The 14,540-nt window shown below is 65.0% G+C and carries 16 protein-coding genes; 10 read left to right on the forward strand and 6 right to left on the reverse strand.

From position 1 onward, the window contains the following. Nucleotides 1–69 precede the first annotated feature (69 nt). From ACZ5R1_RS14300 to apbC, 3 genes are all read right to left on the reverse strand, one after another. Nucleotides 70–999 carry a chemotaxis protein CheV gene (locus ACZ5R1_RS14300; protein ID WP_007162762.1) on the reverse strand — a complete coding sequence of 310 codons (930 nt, stop codon included), beginning with the start codon at nucleotides 997–999 and terminating at the stop codon, nucleotides 70–72. Between the two features lie 116 nt (nucleotides 1,000–1,115). Continuing rightward, a complete protein-coding gene (gene dcd / locus ACZ5R1_RS14305; protein ID WP_007162761.1) occupies nucleotides 1,116–1,682 on the reverse strand; it encodes a dCTP deaminase in 567 nt (188 codons plus the stop codon). A gap of 81 nt (nucleotides 1,683–1,763) precedes the next feature. After that, a complete protein-coding gene (gene apbC / locus ACZ5R1_RS14310; RefSeq protein WP_027597613.1) occupies nucleotides 1,764–2,858 on the reverse strand; it encodes an iron-sulfur cluster carrier protein ApbC in 1,095 nt (364 codons plus the stop codon). Between the two features lie 122 nt (nucleotides 2,859–2,980). Between apbC and ACZ5R1_RS14315 the strand changes: the two genes are divergently transcribed. The 5 genes from ACZ5R1_RS14315 (at nucleotide 2,981) to ACZ5R1_RS14335 (ending at nucleotide 8,243) form a co-directional block, all read left to right on the forward strand. Beyond that, on the forward strand, nucleotides 2,981–4,132 hold the full coding sequence (locus ACZ5R1_RS14315; RefSeq protein ID WP_464712433.1) for a M14 family metallopeptidase: 1,152 nt from the start codon (nucleotides 2,981–2,983) through the stop codon (nucleotides 4,130–4,132). Nucleotides 4,133–4,230: 98 nt separating this feature from the next. Beyond that, nucleotides 4,231–6,270 carry a methionine--tRNA ligase gene (gene metG / locus ACZ5R1_RS14320; protein ID WP_464712434.1) on the forward strand — a complete coding sequence of 680 codons (2,040 nt, stop codon included), beginning with the start codon at nucleotides 4,231–4,233 and terminating at the stop codon, nucleotides 6,268–6,270. Between the two features lie 42 nt (nucleotides 6,271–6,312). Then, nucleotides 6,313–7,287 (forward strand): RnfABCDGE type electron transport complex subunit B, encoded by a 975-nt coding sequence (locus ACZ5R1_RS14325; protein WP_464712435.1) that lies wholly within the window; start codon nucleotides 6,313–6,315, stop codon nucleotides 7,285–7,287. Then, a complete protein-coding gene (gene nth, locus ACZ5R1_RS14330) occupies nucleotides 7,284–7,922 on the forward strand; it encodes an endonuclease III (RefSeq protein ID WP_042138452.1) in 639 nt (212 codons plus the stop codon). Before ACZ5R1_RS14325 ends, nth begins: the two co-directional genes overlap by 4 nt. Before the next feature lie 141 nt (nucleotides 7,923–8,063). Next, nucleotides 8,064–8,243: a PA3496 family putative envelope integrity protein gene (locus ACZ5R1_RS14335; protein ID WP_007162755.1), complete on the forward strand. Its 180-nt coding sequence runs from the start codon at nucleotides 8,064–8,066 to the stop codon at nucleotides 8,241–8,243. Between the two features lie 50 nt (nucleotides 8,244–8,293). Here the strand turns inward: ACZ5R1_RS14335 and ACZ5R1_RS14340 are convergent, their stop codons facing one another. Both ACZ5R1_RS14340 and ACZ5R1_RS14345 read right to left on the reverse strand, forming a co-directional pair. Beyond that, entirely contained in the window at nucleotides 8,294–9,511 is a 1,218-nt protein-coding gene (locus ACZ5R1_RS14340) for an argininosuccinate synthase (protein ID WP_007162754.1), read from the reverse strand. Between the two features lie 117 nt (nucleotides 9,512–9,628). Beyond that, complete coding sequence (locus tag ACZ5R1_RS14345; RefSeq protein ID WP_074584574.1) at nucleotides 9,629–10,579, reverse strand: flagellar protein MotY; 951 nt, start codon at nucleotides 10,577–10,579, stop codon at nucleotides 9,629–9,631. 141 nt (nucleotides 10,580–10,720) lie between these two features. On the opposite strand from ACZ5R1_RS14345, the gene pyrC reads away from it, so the two are divergent. From pyrC to bfr, 4 genes are all read left to right on the forward strand, one after another. Next, nucleotides 10,721–11,764: a dihydroorotase gene (gene pyrC / locus ACZ5R1_RS14350; protein ID WP_340247133.1), complete on the forward strand. Its 1,044-nt coding sequence runs from the start codon at nucleotides 10,721–10,723 to the stop codon at nucleotides 11,762–11,764. A 2-nt stretch (nucleotides 11,765–11,766) separates the two neighbouring features. Continuing rightward, complete coding sequence (gene rnt / locus ACZ5R1_RS14355; protein ID WP_371099723.1) at nucleotides 11,767–12,438, forward strand: ribonuclease T; 672 nt, start codon at nucleotides 11,767–11,769, stop codon at nucleotides 12,436–12,438. A 110-nt stretch (nucleotides 12,439–12,548) separates the two neighbouring features. Then, nucleotides 12,549–12,764 (forward strand): bacterioferritin-associated ferredoxin, encoded by a 216-nt coding sequence (locus ACZ5R1_RS14360; protein ID WP_007162750.1) that lies wholly within the window; start codon nucleotides 12,549–12,551, stop codon nucleotides 12,762–12,764. A 192-nt stretch (nucleotides 12,765–12,956) separates the two neighbouring features. Continuing rightward, nucleotides 12,957–13,436: a bacterioferritin gene (gene bfr, locus ACZ5R1_RS14365; protein WP_027597606.1), complete on the forward strand. Its 480-nt coding sequence runs from the start codon at nucleotides 12,957–12,959 to the stop codon at nucleotides 13,434–13,436. A gap of 60 nt (nucleotides 13,437–13,496) precedes the next feature. Here bfr and grxD read toward each other — a convergent pair whose 3' ends face one another. Further along, on the reverse strand, nucleotides 13,497–13,823 hold the full coding sequence (gene grxD / locus ACZ5R1_RS14370; RefSeq protein ID WP_007162748.1) for a Grx4 family monothiol glutaredoxin: 327 nt from the start codon (nucleotides 13,821–13,823) through the stop codon (nucleotides 13,497–13,499). A gap of 244 nt (nucleotides 13,824–14,067) precedes the next feature. On the opposite strand from grxD, the gene ACZ5R1_RS14375 reads away from it, so the two are divergent. Beyond that, on the forward strand, nucleotides 14,068–14,472 hold the full coding sequence (locus tag ACZ5R1_RS14375) for a DUF3597 domain-containing protein (RefSeq protein ID WP_464712436.1): 405 nt from the start codon (nucleotides 14,068–14,070) through the stop codon (nucleotides 14,470–14,472). Nucleotides 14,473–14,540: the final 68 nt, after the last annotated feature.

The raw sequence follows: 14,540 nt of genomic DNA on the forward strand, positions 1-14,540 counted from the left end.
CGCGGCTTCCTGGCGGCGGACAAAGGCCGTCAGTGTAAGGGAGGCGCCGGAGCGGCGAAACCGCGGGGATCAGCCCTCGGCCAGTGCCAGGCGGCGGCGGACTTCCTCGACCAACTGATCGGGCTGGAACTTGGAGAGGAAGGCGTTGCAGCCGACCTTCTTCACCATGGCTTCGTTGAAGCTGCCCGACAGCGAGGTGTGCAGCACCACATAGAGGTCGGCGAGGCGCGGATCCTGGCGGATCTCGGTGGTCAGGCGATAGCCGTCCATTTCCGGCATCTCGGCATCGGTCAGCACCATCAGCAGCTTCTCGGTCAGCACCACGCCTTCGTCGGCCCAGGCCTTGAGCTTGCGCAGGGCCTGCAGGCCGTCGGTGGCGACGTGGAATTTCAGATCCAGCTGGACCAGGGTGTCGCGCAGCTGGCCGATGGCGGTGCTGGAGTCGTCCACCAGCAGCACCTCGCGACCGCGGGCCTTGGCCAGCAGCGGATCGGCCAGGCGTTCCTGGGAGACCTTGACGTTGTAGGGCGCGATCTCGGCCAGCACCTTTTCCACGTCGATCACCTCCACCAGGCGGTCTTCGATGCGGGTGATGGCGGTCAGGTAGTGCTGCCGTCCGGCACCGCCGGGCGGGGCCTGGATGCTGTCCCAGTTGAGGTTGATGATGCGATCGACGCTGCCGACCAGGAAGGCCTGCACCGAGCGGTTGTACTCGGTGACGATGATGGTGCTGTTCTCGTCGGGCGTGATGGGTCGCATGCCGATGGCGGCGGCCAGGTCGATCACCGGCAGGGTCTGGCCACGCAGGTGGACCACGCCGCAGATCATCGGGTGGCGCTTGGGCATCTGGGTCAGGCGCGGCAGCTTGAGGACTTCCTGCACCTTGAACACGTTGATGGCGAACATCTGCCGGCTGGACAGCTGGAACATGAGAATTTCCAGACGATTCTCGCCAACCAGCTGGGTGCGTTGATCGACGGTGTCGAGAATGCCGGCCATGGAAAGTCCACTCCAAAGATAAGTCAGGTCACAGGCTATCGGCGGCCGTGGACTTTTCTTGAGGCCCGGAAACGGCGAAGCCGCCAGACAGGCGGCTTCGCTCGAATAGCGCCAAGTCAGGCGCGTGGCAGGGTCACGCCGCGCTGGCCCTGGTACTTGCCGCCGCGATCCTTGTAGGACACCTCGCAAGCCTCGTCGGATTGCAGGAACAGCATCTGGGCCACGCCTTCGTTGGCGTAGATCTTGGCCGGCAGGGTGGTGGTGTTGGAGAACTCCAGGGTCACGTGCCCTTCCCACTCGGGCTCCAGCGGGGTGACGTTGACGATGATGCCGCAACGGGCATAGGTGCTCTTGCCCAGGCAGATGGTCAGGACGTCGCGCGGAATGCGGAAATATTCCACGGTGCGCGCCAGGGCGAAGGAGTTCGGCGGGATGATGCAGACGTCGCTGACCACGTCGACGAAACTCTTGTCGTCGAAGTTCTTGGGATCCACCACCGCCGAATGGATGTTGGTGAACACCTTGAATTCGTTGGCGCAGCGCACGTCGTAGCCGTAGCTGGACACCCCGTAGGAGATCACCCGGCTGTCGTCCGCGCCGCGCATCTGGCGCTCGACGAAGGGCTCGATCATGCCGTGCTCCTGGGCCATGCGGCGAATCCACTTGTCCGATTTGATGCTCATGGCAGGTCTGGCTCCGGGGCGAAAAAATTGACCGCGCATTCTAGAGGATCGCAGCGCGGTCTCAAAGGCGAACGGACGAAATCAGTCGTCACTGACGGTGATGGTCGGCATGCCGCCACCGGCCTGACCGCCCAAGGCGATGCGGGCCCCGACTTTGCGCGCCAGTTCCTGGTAGATCAGCGCGATCTGGCTGTCGGGATCGGCGATGGCGGTGGGGCGCCCGGCGTCGGCCTGCTCGCGGATGGCCATGGCCAGCGGCAGCGAGGCCAGGAGGTCCACGCCGTACTGCTCGGCCAGCCGGCCGCCGCCGCCTTCGCCGAACAGGTGCTCGGCGTGGCCGCAGTTGGAGCAGATGTGCACCGCCATGTTTTCCACCACCCCGAGCACCGGGATATTGACCTTCTGGAACATCTCCACGCCCTTCTTGGCGTCCAGCAGGGCCAGGTCCTGGGGCGTGGTGACGATCACCGCGCCGGCCACCGGCACCTTCTGCGCCAGGGTCAGCTGGATGTCGCCGGTGCCCGGCGGCATGTCGATCACCAGGTAGTCGAGGTCATTCCAGGCGGTCTGGGTGATCAGCTGGATCAGGGCGCCGGAGACCATGGGGCCACGCCAGGCCACCGGGGTCTTGTCGTTGGTGAGGAAGGCCATGGACATGACCTCGACGCCATGGGCCTGCAGCGGGATGAACCACTTTTCGTCGCGCACCTCGGGACGGGTGCCCTCGGCGAAGCCGAACATGATGCCCTGGCTGGGACCATAGATGTCGGCGTCCAGCACCCCGACCCGGGCGCCTTCGCGGGCCAGCGCCAGCGCCAGGTTGGCGGCGGTGGTGGACTTGCCCACCCCGCCCTTGCCCGAGGCCACGGCGATGATGTTCTTGACGTTGCCCATGGCTTCCAGCTGCGGCTGGGCGGCGTGGGGCGCGATTATGCAGTCGACCTGGATCTCGGCGGTGTCGACCCCGGGCACGTTCTCCAGCGCGGTCTTGAGCACCTGGGCCAGGCCACCCTTGAAAAGTCCGGCGGCATAGCCCAGCTCGAAGCGGGCGCGCACCCGGCCACCGTCCAGCGCGAGGTCGCGCAGGGCACCGGCGCTGAGCAGGTCCTGTTCGAGATAGGGATCGTGATACTGGCGCAGCGCGGCCTCGATGGCCTCGCGAGTCGGAGCGGTCATGCAGACTCCCGGAAACAGCGGATAGGAAAGAGAAGCTGCGGCCTATGCTACCCACTGTCCTTGCTAAAGCCTATCCACGCGGCGCTACACTCCCGGCTTTCCCCTCGCCCGTGGAGCCCTGCGTGAACGCCTCTTCCCTGCACATCAGTTCCACCTTCGACAGCGGCGCCGTCGAGGTGCTGTCCCTGGCCGACCACGCCGACATCCGCCTGCGCATCCGCCCGGACACCGCCTCGCCCTTCACCCAGTGGTTCCATTTCCGTCTCGAAGGCGCCCGCGGCCTGCCCTGCCAACTGAGCTTCGACAACGCCGGCGAGTGCGCCTACCCCGAAGGTTGGCGCGACTATGGGGTGGTGGCCAGCTATTGCGGCCAGCAGTGGTTCCGCATCCCCAGCCGCTATGACGGCAAGACCCTGAGCTGGACGGTCACCCCGGAGCACGACAGCCTGTTCTTCGCCTATTTCGAGCCCTATCCGGAGAGCCGCCACCTGGCCTTCATGGGCGAAGCCCAGCGGCATCCCGCCGTCCGTCTGGAAACCGTCGGCCGTTCGCTGCTGGGACGTTCGCTGGACCTGCTGCGCATCGGCACGCCGGGCGTCGGCAAGAAGAACATCTGGATCATCGCCCGCCAGCACCCCGGCGAGCCCATGGCCGAGTGGTTCGTCGAAGGCCTGCTGCGCCGGCTGCTGGGCCTGGGCGAACACCAGGGCGATCCGGTGGGCGGCAAGCTGCTGGAGCACGCGGTGCTGCACGTGGTGCCGAACATGAATCCCGACGGCTCGGCCCTGGGCAATCTGCGCACCAACGCCGCCGGCGCCAACCTCAACCGCGAATGGCTGGAGCCGGACGAAGAGCGCAGTCCCGAGGTGCTGGCGGTACGCCGGGCCATCGCGGCGAGCGGCTGCGATCTGTTCCTCGACATCCACGGCGACGAAGCCCTGCCCTATGTCTTCGTCGACGGCTGCAATGGCCTGCCCACCTTCGGCGAGCGCGAGGAAGCCGAGCAACGGGCCTTCCTGCAGCGCTTCCAGCGCGCCAGTCCGGACTTCCAGACCCAGTACGGCTATCCCCGCGGTCATTTCGGCAGCGAGACCCTGAAGCTCGCCACCAAGTACGTCGGTCATACCCATGGCTGCCTGGCCCTGACCCTGGAGCTGCCGTTCAAGGACAACGCCAACGATCCCCGTCCGGACGTCGGCTGGAACGGTGCCCGCAGCGCTGCCCTGGGTGCCGCCATGGTCAGTGCCCTGTATTGGCAGCTGGCGGATCTCTAAGTCCGGACCTGCACCCGCCCATCCCCACGGATGAAACCGACCGGCCATTTCGCTATGATGGTCGGTCACCTTATCAGCGTCGCGATCCAGCCAAGACCATGACCGAGCCCCGCAAGATTCTCGTCACCAGCGCCCTGCCCTATGCCAACGGCTCCATCCACCTCGGCCACATGGTCGAGTACATCCAGACCGACATCTGGGCGCGCTTTCAGCGGCTGCGCGGCAACCAGTGCCTCTATGTCTGCGCCGACGACGCCCACGGCTCGGCCATCATGCTGCGCGCCGAACGCGAGGGCATCACGCCCGAACAGCTGATCGACAACGTCAAGCGCGAGCACAGCGCCGATTTCGCCGACTTCGGCGTGGCCTTCGACAACTTCCATTCCACCCATGCGGAAGAGAATCGCGAGCTGTCGCGCGCCATCTACCTGAAGCTGCGCGAAAACGGCCACATCGCCACCCGTCCGGTCACCCAGTATTTCGACCCGGACAAGCAGATGTTCCTGGCCGACCGCTTCATCAAGGGCACCTGTCCCAAGTGCGGCAGTGCCGACCAGTACGGCGACAACTGCGAGAAGTGCGGCGCCACCTATGCGCCCACCGAACTGAAGGATCCCAAGTCGGCCATCTCCGGCGCGACCCCGGTGCTGCGCGAATCCGAGCACTTCTTCTTCAAGCTCCCCGATTTCACCGAGATGCTCAAGGGCTGGACTCGCGGCGGCGCCCTGCAGGAATCGGTCGCCAACAAGATCGCCGAGTGGCTGGACGCCGGCCTGCAGGAGTGGGACATCTCCCGGGATGCGCCCTACTTCGGCTTCGAGATCCCCGACGCCCCGGGCAAGTACTTCTATGTCTGGCTGGACGCCCCCATCGGCTACATGGCCAGCTTCAAGAATCTCTGCGATCGCCGCGACGACCTGGATTTCGATGCCTTCTGGAACAAGGACAGCAGCGCCGAGCTGTACCACTTCATCGGCAAGGACATCGTCAACTTCCACGCGCTGTTCTGGCCGGCCATGCTCGAAGGCGCCGGCTATCGCAAGCCGACCGCGCTCAACGTCCACGGCTTCCTTACCGTCGACGGCCAGAAGATGTCCAAGTCCCGTGGCACCTTCATCAAGGCGCGCACCTATCTGGATCACCTCAATCCCGAGTACCTGCGCTACTACTTCGCCGCCAAGCTCTCGCGCCATGTCGAGGACATCGACCTGAACCTCGAAGACTTCGTGCAGAAGGTCAATTCCGACCTGGTGGGCAAGGTGGTCAACATCGCCAGCCGCTGCGCCGGCTTCATTCACAAGGGCAACGCCGGTCTGCTGGTGGACGCCCAGGCCGCGCCCGAGCTGGAAGCCGCCTTCCGCGCCGCCGCGCCGAGCATCGCCGAGGCCTATGAGACCCGCGACTTCGGCCGCGCCATGCGCGAGATCATGGCCCTGGCCGATCGCGCCAACGCCTGGATCGCCGATAAGGCGCCCTGGAGTCTGGCCAAGCAGGACGGCAAGCAGGATGAGGTCCAGGCCATCTGCGCCCAGGGCATCGAGCTCTTCCGCCAGCTGGCGATCCTGCTCAAGCCGGTGCTGCCCAACCTGGTCGCTGCCGCCGAGAGCTTCCTCAATGTCGCCCCCCTGACCTGGGCCGACCTGGACACGCGCCTGGCCAATCATCAGCTCAATGCCTTCCAGCCCCTGCTCACCCGCATCGAACCCGCCAAGGTGCAGACCATGATCGACGCTTCCAAGGAAGACCTGGCCGCCCAGGCCGCACCGCAGCCCGCCGGCAACGGCGAACTGATCAAGGCCCCGCTGGCCGAGACCATCGACTTCGACACCTTCTCCAAGGTCGATCTGCGCATCGCCCTGATCGAGAAGGCCGAGTTCGTCGAGGGCGCCGACAAGCTGCTGCGCCTGACCCTGGACATCGGCGATGCCAAGCGCAACGTCTTCTCCGGCATCAAGAGCGCCTACCCGGAGCCGAGCCAGCTCGAAGGCCGCCTGACCCTGTACGTTGCCAACCTGGCGCCGCGCAAGATGAAGTTCGGCGTCTCCGAAGGCATGGTCCTGGCCGCCGGCCCCGGCGGTACCGAGATCCACCTGCTCAGCCCCGACAGCGGCGCCAAGCCCGGCCAGCGGGTGATGTGATAGCGACGGCGCCCCAGGGCGCCGTCCTTTCAAGTGCAAGCCATGAACGCTCAACCTACCCTCATCACCGCCATCGACGCCCTCTTGCCGCAGACCCAGTGCGGCAAGTGCGGCCATCCCGGTTGCCAGCCCTATGCGGCGGGCATCGCCGCGGGCGAAGCGCACAACAAGTGCCCACCCGGCGGCACCGCCACCATCCTCGAGCTTTCGGCGCTGCTCCAGCGTCCGGCGCTGCCTCTGGACTCGCCCTACCCGGTGACGCCCAGCCAGCGTGCGGTGATTCGCGAGGCCGACTGCATCGGCTGCACCAAGTGCATCCAGGTCTGCCCCACCGACGCCATCCTTGGCGCAGCCAAGCTGATGCACACCGTCATCGAGAGCGAATGCAGCGGTTGTGAACTGTGTCTGGCACCCTGCCCGGTGGACTGCATCGACCTGGTGGCGGTACCGGCCCCGGTCGATCGCCCGGCGGAGCGTCGCCGCGCGCAGTACTACCGCCGCCGCTTCGACGCCCGCCAGGCGCGCCTGCAGCGCGACCGCGAGCGCCTGGAGGCCGAACGCCAGCGGCGGCAGGTGCCTCCTGCAGTCAGCACGCCGGCGGAGACGCCGGTCACCGCGGACGCTGCGATCAAACCCTTGAAGATCGCCGCTGCCATGGCCCGGGTCGCCCTGCAAAAGGCCGAACGGCAACTGGCGCAGTACGGGACACCGGCCCTGGAGGCCCAGGTGCAGCAACTGCGCGAAGCCGCCGAGCAGGCCCAGGTGACCCTGGACAGCGCGCAGCGGGGGGCGGCCACCGCCAGGGCGCCGGAGCAGACGACGCCAGCCACCGACCCCGCCGCCCTCAAGCAGGCACGCATCGCCGCCACTCTGGCGCGTGCCCAGCTGACCAAGGCCGAGCGCGCCTTCGGTAGCGCGCCCACCCCCGAGCAGAGCGCTCAACTGGCAACCCTGCGCGGCGCTGCTCAGCAGGCTGCCCACCGTCTTGCCGCACTGGAAACCCCGACCCGCCCATGAACGCCGCCAAACGCCTGGAGATCTTTCGCCGCCTGCACGAGGACAATCCCGATCCCAAGACGGAACTGGCCTACGCCTCGCCGTTCGAGCTGCTGATCGCGGTGATCCTCTCCGCCCAGGCCACCGATGTCAGCGTCAACAAGGCCACCGCCCGCCTCTATCCGGTGGCCAACACCCCCCAGGCCATCCTGGACCTGGGCGTGGAAGGGCTGTCGGAATACATCAAGACCATCGGCCTCTACAACAGCAAGGCCAAGAACGTCATCGAGACCTGCCGGCTGCTGCTGGAGCGCCATGGCGGCGAGGTGCCCCAGACCCGCGAGGAACTGGAGGCGCTGCCCGGCGTGGGTCGCAAGACCGCCAACGTGGTGCTCAACACCGCCTTCCGCCAGCTCGCCATGGCAGTGGACACCCATATCTTCCGGGTCAGCAACAGAACCAATCTGGCACCCGGCAAGAACGTGGTGGAGGTCGAACTCAAGCTGCTCAAGGTGGTGCCCAAGGATTTCCTGCTGGATGCCCACCACTGGCTGATCCTGCACGGCCGCTATGTCTGCCAGGCGCGCAAGCCCCGCTGCGGCAGCTGCCGGATCGAGGATCTCTGCGAATACAAGGCGAAAACCTCTGACGATTGAAAAAGGGCCTGTCAAAGCCCTTTGGCGATTGAAAAAATCTTTTTTACCGGCTCCTGCTTTGTCGTTATAAGGTGCGCGAAAAGGTCCCGCAGCCCTGTCGATGAGTGCGTGTGATCCTGTCCAGCCTTGCAGGAGTTACCAATGGCCGAAGACAAAAGCGATATCGATGTAGACGATGATTTCGAGACCGATGGCGAAGCGCCCGAGACCGTCGAACCCGTCGTCAGCAAGACCAACCTGACCAAGCGGCGGCTGATCGACAACATGCTCGAAGAGCGCCGCCTGAAGCGGCAGATTTCCGAGTACGACTTCGATCTGTAAGCCATAAAAAACCCCAGCCGAGGCTGGGGTTCTGTCGTGCGGGGCTACCCTTACAGCAGGGTGCGGCCCTTGCCTGCGGCGATGCGCATGCGCAGGGCGTTGAGCTTGATGAAGCCCGCCGCGTCCGCCTGGTTGTAGGCGCCGCCGTCTTCTTCGAAGGTGGCGATGTTGGCGTCGAACAGCGACTCGTCGGACTTGCGGCCGACAACGATGACGTTGCCCTTGTACAGCTTCAGGCGCACCACGCCGTTCACGTTGGCCTGGGAGGCGTCGATCATCTGCTGCAGCATCAGCCGCTCGGGGCTCCACCAGTAGCCGGTGTAGATCAGGCTGGCGTACTTGGGCATCAGCTCGTCCTTGAGGTGGGCCACCTCGCGGTCGAGGGTGATGGACTCGATGGCGCGGTGGGCCTTGAGCATGATGGTGCCACCGGGGGTCTCGTAGCAGCCACGGGACTTCATGCCCACATAGCGGTTCTCGACGATGTCCAGGCGACCGATGCCGTTCTCGCCGCCGATGCGGTTCAGTTCGGCCAGCACGGTGGCCGGGCTCAGTTCCTTGCCGTCGATGGCGACGATGTCACCGTTGCGGTAGGTCAGCTCGAGATAGGTCGGGGTATCCGGCGCGGCTTCCGGCGACTTGGTCCAGCGCCACATGTCTTCTTCATGCTCGGTCCAGGTGTCTTCCAGCACGCCGCCCTCGTAGGAGATGTGCAGCAGGTTGGCGTCCATGGAGTACGGCGACTTCTTCTTGCCGTGGCGCTCGATCGGGATCTGATGCTTTTCGGCGTAGTCCATCAGCTTCTCACGGGACAGCAGGTCCCACTCGCGCCAGGGCGCGATCACCTTGACGCCCGGCTTGAGGGCGTAGGCGCCCAGCTCGAAGCGCACCTGGTCGTTGCCCTTGCCGGTGGCGCCGTGAGAGATGGCGTCGGCGCCGGTCTCGTTGGCGATCTCGATCAGGCGCTTGGCGATCAGCGGACGGGCGATGGAGGTACCCAGCAGGTACTCGCCTTCGTAGACGGTATTGGCACGGAACATCGGGTAGACGAAGTCGCGGACGAATTCTTCGCGCAGGTCGTCGATGTAGATTTCCTTGACGCCCATGGCCTTGGCCTTGGCACGGGCCGGTTCGACTTCCTCGCCCTGGCCGAGGTCAGCGGTGAAGGTCACCACTTCGCAGTTATAGGTATCCTGCAGCCACTTGAGGATCACCGAGGTGTCCAGGCCGCCGGAATACGCCAGGACTACCTTCTTCACATCCGCCATGCCGTTCGCTCCCGTGTATTGCGTTGAGTCGGAAAGCGACAATTCTACTGGTCGCCTCGCTGCTTTTACAGGGGCGCGACGCACTCTGATGTCTGGGCGACATGCGGTCGGGGCGGATCAGCCCTTGGGCTTGGCCAGCGGTGCCGGGGTGGGCGCCGGCGATTCGGGCGGATTGGCCGCGGTACTGGTGGCTGGCGCAGCCGGCGGCTCGCCGCTCGGCGGGACCCGCGAGAACACCAGGGTCACCCGGCGGTTGAGCGCGCGATTGGCCTTGCTGGTGTTGGGCGCCACGGGGTACTGCTCGCCAAAGAAGCGCAATTCGATCTGCTCCGCGGCGAAGCCCTTGCTCTTGAGGTACTCCATCACCGCGATGGCGCGCAGCCGCGATTCCTGCCGGTTGTCCAGGCGGGTGCCCTGATTATCGCTGTAGCCGGAGACGATGACATGATTGACCGTCGGATCGGCGTTCAGGTATTCGTCGATGAGGTCGAGCTTGGCCTTGGCGAGGTCGTCGAGGGTATCGCCACCGCCCGGGAAATTGACCTGGGAATGGCGGATCTGCTCGAAGTTGACCGCCAGCAGCTTCTGGGTGCAGGCCTGGAATTGCTGGTAGGCCGGTTCGAAGCGCACTGGCAACAGTCGCACCTCGACGCGGTCGTCCAGGGCCCCCGAGCGACTCACCTGGGGCATGCGCCCCTCCATCAGCCCCGCCAGCAGGCGCTGCGCCTGCTGCGCGCTGGTGGCCAGCGCCTGCTCGCCCTCAACCACCTTGACCGAGCCAAGGCTGATATCGCCCAGCCCCGGCTTCCAGGGCACCGCCGCCGCCTTCAGGCTGGCGCTGCCCGCCGGCAACCACTGGCCATTGGGCCGCAATTCGAACACCGTGGACTCGCCCGCGCGGCGCAGGAAGCCACCACTGCCGAAGCGCGGGATGGGCTGCAGCAGACGACAGGCGAAGATGTCGCCCTCCACCTTCCATTCCACGCTCTCGAGCCGGCTCTGGAAGGTCATCCCCCAGGCCGGCACGGCGAGCAGCAGACAGGAAAGGAAGAGGTAACGCGGGCGCACGTCGGACTCCGGAAAGAAAAAGTACCTGGGGTTCTTATCGGTCAAGGGCGCGGAAAACTTGAGCGCGGTCCCGCCGCACGGGTGCCGGCTACCCCCTTTTCCGGTAGCATTTCCCTACTTTCCCGCAGCCTGGAATCCCGCATGACCGACCGGATCACCCTTGCCCGTCCCGATGACTGGCACATTCACCTGCGCGACGGCGCCGCCCTGCAGCAGACCGTCGCCGACGCCGCCCGGGAATTCGGTCGCGCCATCGTCATGCCCAACCTGGTACCGCCGGTGCGCAATGCCGAGCAGGCCGCCGCCTATCGCGAGCGCATCCTGGCGGCACGCCCGGCCGGCAGCCGCTTCGAGCCGCTGATGGTGCTCTATCTCACCGACCGCACCAGCCCGGAAGACGTCCGCGCCGCCAGGGCCAGTGGCTTCGTGCATGCCGCCAAGCTCTATCCGGCCGGCGCCACCACCAACTCCGATTCCGGCGTGACCTCGCTGGACAACCTCTTCCCCACCCTGGAAGCCATGGCCGAGATCGGCCTGCCGCTGCTGGTGCACGGCGAGGTCACCCATGCCGAGGTGGACGTCTTCGATCGCGAGAAGAAATTCATCGATGAGCACCTGGTGCGTATCGTCCAGCGCTTCCCGACGCTGAAGGTGGTCTTCGAGCACATCACCACCGGCGACGCTGCGGCCTTCGTGCGCGAGGCCCCGGCCAACGTAGGCGCCACCATCACCGTGCATCACCTGCTGTACAACCGCAACCACATGCTGGTGGGCGGGATCCGGCCGCATTTCTATTGCCTGCCGATCCTCAAGCGCAACACCCATCAGAGCGCCCTGCTGGACGCCGCCACCAGCGGCAATCCCAAGTTCTTCCTGGGCACCGATTCGGCGCCCCACGCGCGTCACGCCAAGGAAGCGGCCTGCGGCTGCGCCGGCTGCTATACCGCCTATGGCGCCCTGGAGCTCTATGCCGAGGCCTTCGAGAGCCGCGATGCCCTCGACCGCCTGGAAGGCTTCGCCAGCCACTTCGGTGCCGATTTCTACGGCCTGCCGCGCAATGCCGAAACCGTCACCCTGGTGCGCGAGGACTGGCAGGCGCCGGCTTCCCTGCCCTTCGGTGACCACGAGGTGATTCCGCTGCGCGCCGGCGAGACCCTGCGCTGGCGCCTGGAGGTGGGTGCATGAGCATGGACGAGACCTTCAGCGACGAACTGGACGCCAGCCAGCCGATGTCCGACTCGCGCATCCCCATGGCCCGCCGCTTCCGCGGCTACCTGCCGGTGGTGGTGGATGTCGAGACCGGCGGCTTCAACGCCGCCACCGATGCCCTGCTGGAAATCGCCGCCACCACCGTGGCCATGGACGAGGAAGGCGTGCTCTATCCGGATCACACCTACTTCTTCCGCGTCGAACCCTTCGCCGGCGCCAACATCGAGGCGGCGGCGCTGGAATTCACCGGCATCAAGCTCGACCATCCGCTGCGCATGGCGGTGGGTGAAGAGCAGGCGCTCAGCGAGATCTTCAAGGGCGTGCGCAAGTCGCTCAAGTCCAGCGGCTGCAAGAGGGCCATCCTGGTCGGCCACAACAGCAGCTTCGACCTGGGCTTCCTCAATGCCGCGGTGTTGCGCTGCGGCCTGAAGCGCAATCCCTTCCACCCCTTCTCCAGCTTCGATACCGCGACCCTCGCCGGCCTGGCCTATGGCCAGACGGTGCTGGCCAAGGCCTGTCAGGCGGCCGGCATCGAATTCGATAACCGCGAAGCCCACTCCGCCCGCTACGACACCGAGAAGACCGCCGAGCTGTTCTGCGGCATCGTCAATCGCTGGCGGGAGATGGGTGGCTGGGTCGATCTCGACTGACCGTCCGTCGCCGATCCTGCCTTTGATGAGATTTTGCCGCCTACAACTTTGACAATCATTCTCATTGTCATTAGCTTTGGCGGCACCTCCACTCATACAGCAGGCGATCCATGTACGTGTGTCTTTGCCGTGGCGTGACCGACAAGCAGATTCGTGAAGCCATCTACGAGGGCTGCTGCAGTTATCGGGAAGTTCGGGAAAGCACCGGTTGCGCCACCCAGTGCGGCAAGTGCGCCTGCCTGGCCAAGCAGGTGGTCAAGGAAACCCTCGGCGAACTGCACGGCGCCCAGCAGCTCGCCTACGCGCTGGACGTGCCGCGCGCCTGAGCGCAAGCCCTGTAAAAAAAGCCGGACCCTGGGTCCGGCTTTTTTATTGTCTAATCAAACGCTTACGGAAAGGATGGAAAAGCTTCCGATTACCGTTCGATTTTCGTCGATTTTTCAACAACTTAAGCTTTTGACAAAGGGCTGTTCCACGCTCAGACTGCCGGCAATCCCACCCCATTCGTAGGTCCGGCCATGAAAGGCGATATCACCGTCATCCAGCATTTGAACAAGATCCTCGGCAACGAACTGGTGGCCATCAACCAGTACTTCCTGCATTCGCGGATGTACAACGACTGGGGTATCCGCAAACTCGGCCATCACGAGTACAAGGAATCCATCGACGAGATGAAGCACGCCGATCGCCTGATCGAGCGCATCCTGTTCCTGGAAGGCCTGCCCAATCTGCAGGACCTGGGCAAGCTGATGATCGGCGAGAATACCCAGGAGATGATCCAGTGCGACCTGCGCCTGGAAATCAGCGCCGTGGCCGATCTGCGTGAAGCCATCACCTACTGCGAAAGCGTACGGGACTACGTCAGCCGCGACATGCTCAAGGACATTCTCGAATCCGAGGAAGAGCACATCGACTGGCTGGAAACCCAGCTGAGCCTCATTGCCAGTGTCGGGATCGAGAACTACATCCAGTCGCAGATGCACGACGACGACGATTGATCGGGCAGACGCCCACAAAAAAGCCCGCACGTTGCGGGCTTTTTTTTATGGACCAGGGACTCAGGCGTCCTTGGTTTCCACGGCTTGCTTGATCAGGGTCTGCAATTCGCCCTTCTCGTAAAGTTCGGCGAGGATATCGCTGCCGCCGACCAGTTCACCGCCGACCCACAGCTGGGGGAAGGTCGGCCAGTTGGCGTACTTGGGCAGATTGGCGCGGATTTCCGGATTCTGCAGGATGTCGACGTAGGCGAATTTCTCGCCACAGGCCATCAGCACCTGAGCGGCACGGGAAGAGAAGCCGCACTGAGGCGCGTTCGGCGAACCCTTCATGTAGAGCAGCACGGGATTGTTGGCAATCTGGTCTTTGATGGTATCGATGATGTCCACGATGCACCTCGCTAATACGGTGGGACGATTGTAACGGAAAGGCCGGTGGAACGCCGGGATTTCCGCGACGTCCAGCCCGTGACAGGCGCGGCTCGACCTGGCAATCGACCACGTTCCGACCCGGCCGTTCGCCAGCACCATGACCATCCCGAGCGGCGCCAGGCAAAACTTTGGCGCCCGGGCCGTGGTCAGGTTAAGGGTAGGCGTCGCTCGGTGCGCCTGATCCAAGACCCAGGAGAACTCCATGAGCCTGTTCAGCAAGATCCTCTCGAAGCTCGGCATTGGTGAAGCCCATGCGGATACCCCCGCCGCTGCGCCCACCACCGGCGCGACCGATACCGTCGCACCCGCCGGCAGCCCGGCCGCCCCGACCGGCGCCACCCCCATGAGCCAGGTGGACGTCGCCGCCAAGCTTGACGGTCTGGCCGCCCAGAAAGGCGAACAGCTCAACTGGAAGACCTCCATCGTCGACCTGCTCAAGCTGCTCGACCTGGACAGCAGCCTGACCGCCCGCCAGGAGCTGGCCAAGGAACTGAACTGCCCCGCCGACAAGATGGGCGACTCCGCCCAGATGAACATGTGGCTGCACAAGGCCGTTCTGCAGAAGCTGGCCGACAACGGCGGCAACGTCCCCGCTGACCTGCTGTAAGGCACCGCCCCTTCGCTACCCCGTCCCAGGCTAGCCGCTCGAAACGAAGGGCCTAGGCTGGGATGGTG

The sequence above is a fragment of the Pseudomonas sp. Pso3 genome (assembly GCF_055393275.1).

Excerpts from the sequence above, each read along its gene's own strand:
- pyrC (WP_340247133.1), top strand. The coding sequence starts at position 10,721 with ATGACCGACCGGATCACCCTTGCCCGTCCCGATGACTGGCACATTCAC.
- ACZ5R1_RS14325 (WP_464712435.1), top strand. The coding sequence starts at position 6,313 with ATGAACGCTCAACCTACCCTCATCACCGCCATCGACGCCCTCTTGCCG.
- apbC (WP_027597613.1), bottom strand. The coding sequence starts at position 2,858 with ATGACCGCTCCGACTCGCGAGGCCATCGAGGCCGCGCTGCGCCAGTAT.
- ACZ5R1_RS14360 (WP_007162750.1), top strand. The coding sequence starts at position 12,549 with ATGTACGTGTGTCTTTGCCGTGGCGTGACCGACAAGCAGATTCGTGAA.
- ACZ5R1_RS14300 (WP_007162762.1), bottom strand. The coding sequence starts at position 999 with ATGGCCGGCATTCTCGACACCGTCGATCAACGCACCCAGCTGGTTGGC.
- ACZ5R1_RS14335 (WP_007162755.1), top strand. The coding sequence starts at position 8,064 with ATGGCCGAAGACAAAAGCGATATCGATGTAGACGATGATTTCGAGACC.
- metG (WP_464712434.1), top strand. The coding sequence starts at position 4,231 with ATGACCGAGCCCCGCAAGATTCTCGTCACCAGCGCCCTGCCCTATGCC.
- ACZ5R1_RS14375 (WP_464712436.1), top strand. The coding sequence starts at position 14,068 with ATGAGCCTGTTCAGCAAGATCCTCTCGAAGCTCGGCATTGGTGAAGCC.
- dcd (WP_007162761.1), bottom strand. The coding sequence starts at position 1,682 with ATGAGCATCAAATCGGACAAGTGGATTCGCCGCATGGCCCAGGAGCAC.
- bfr (WP_027597606.1), top strand. The coding sequence starts at position 12,957 with ATGAAAGGCGATATCACCGTCATCCAGCATTTGAACAAGATCCTCGGC.
- nth (WP_042138452.1), top strand. The coding sequence starts at position 7,284 with ATGAACGCCGCCAAACGCCTGGAGATCTTTCGCCGCCTGCACGAGGAC.
- rnt (WP_371099723.1), top strand. The coding sequence starts at position 11,767 with ATGGACGAGACCTTCAGCGACGAACTGGACGCCAGCCAGCCGATGTCC.
- ACZ5R1_RS14340 (WP_007162754.1), bottom strand. The coding sequence starts at position 9,511 with ATGGCGGATGTGAAGAAGGTAGTCCTGGCGTATTCCGGCGGCCTGGAC.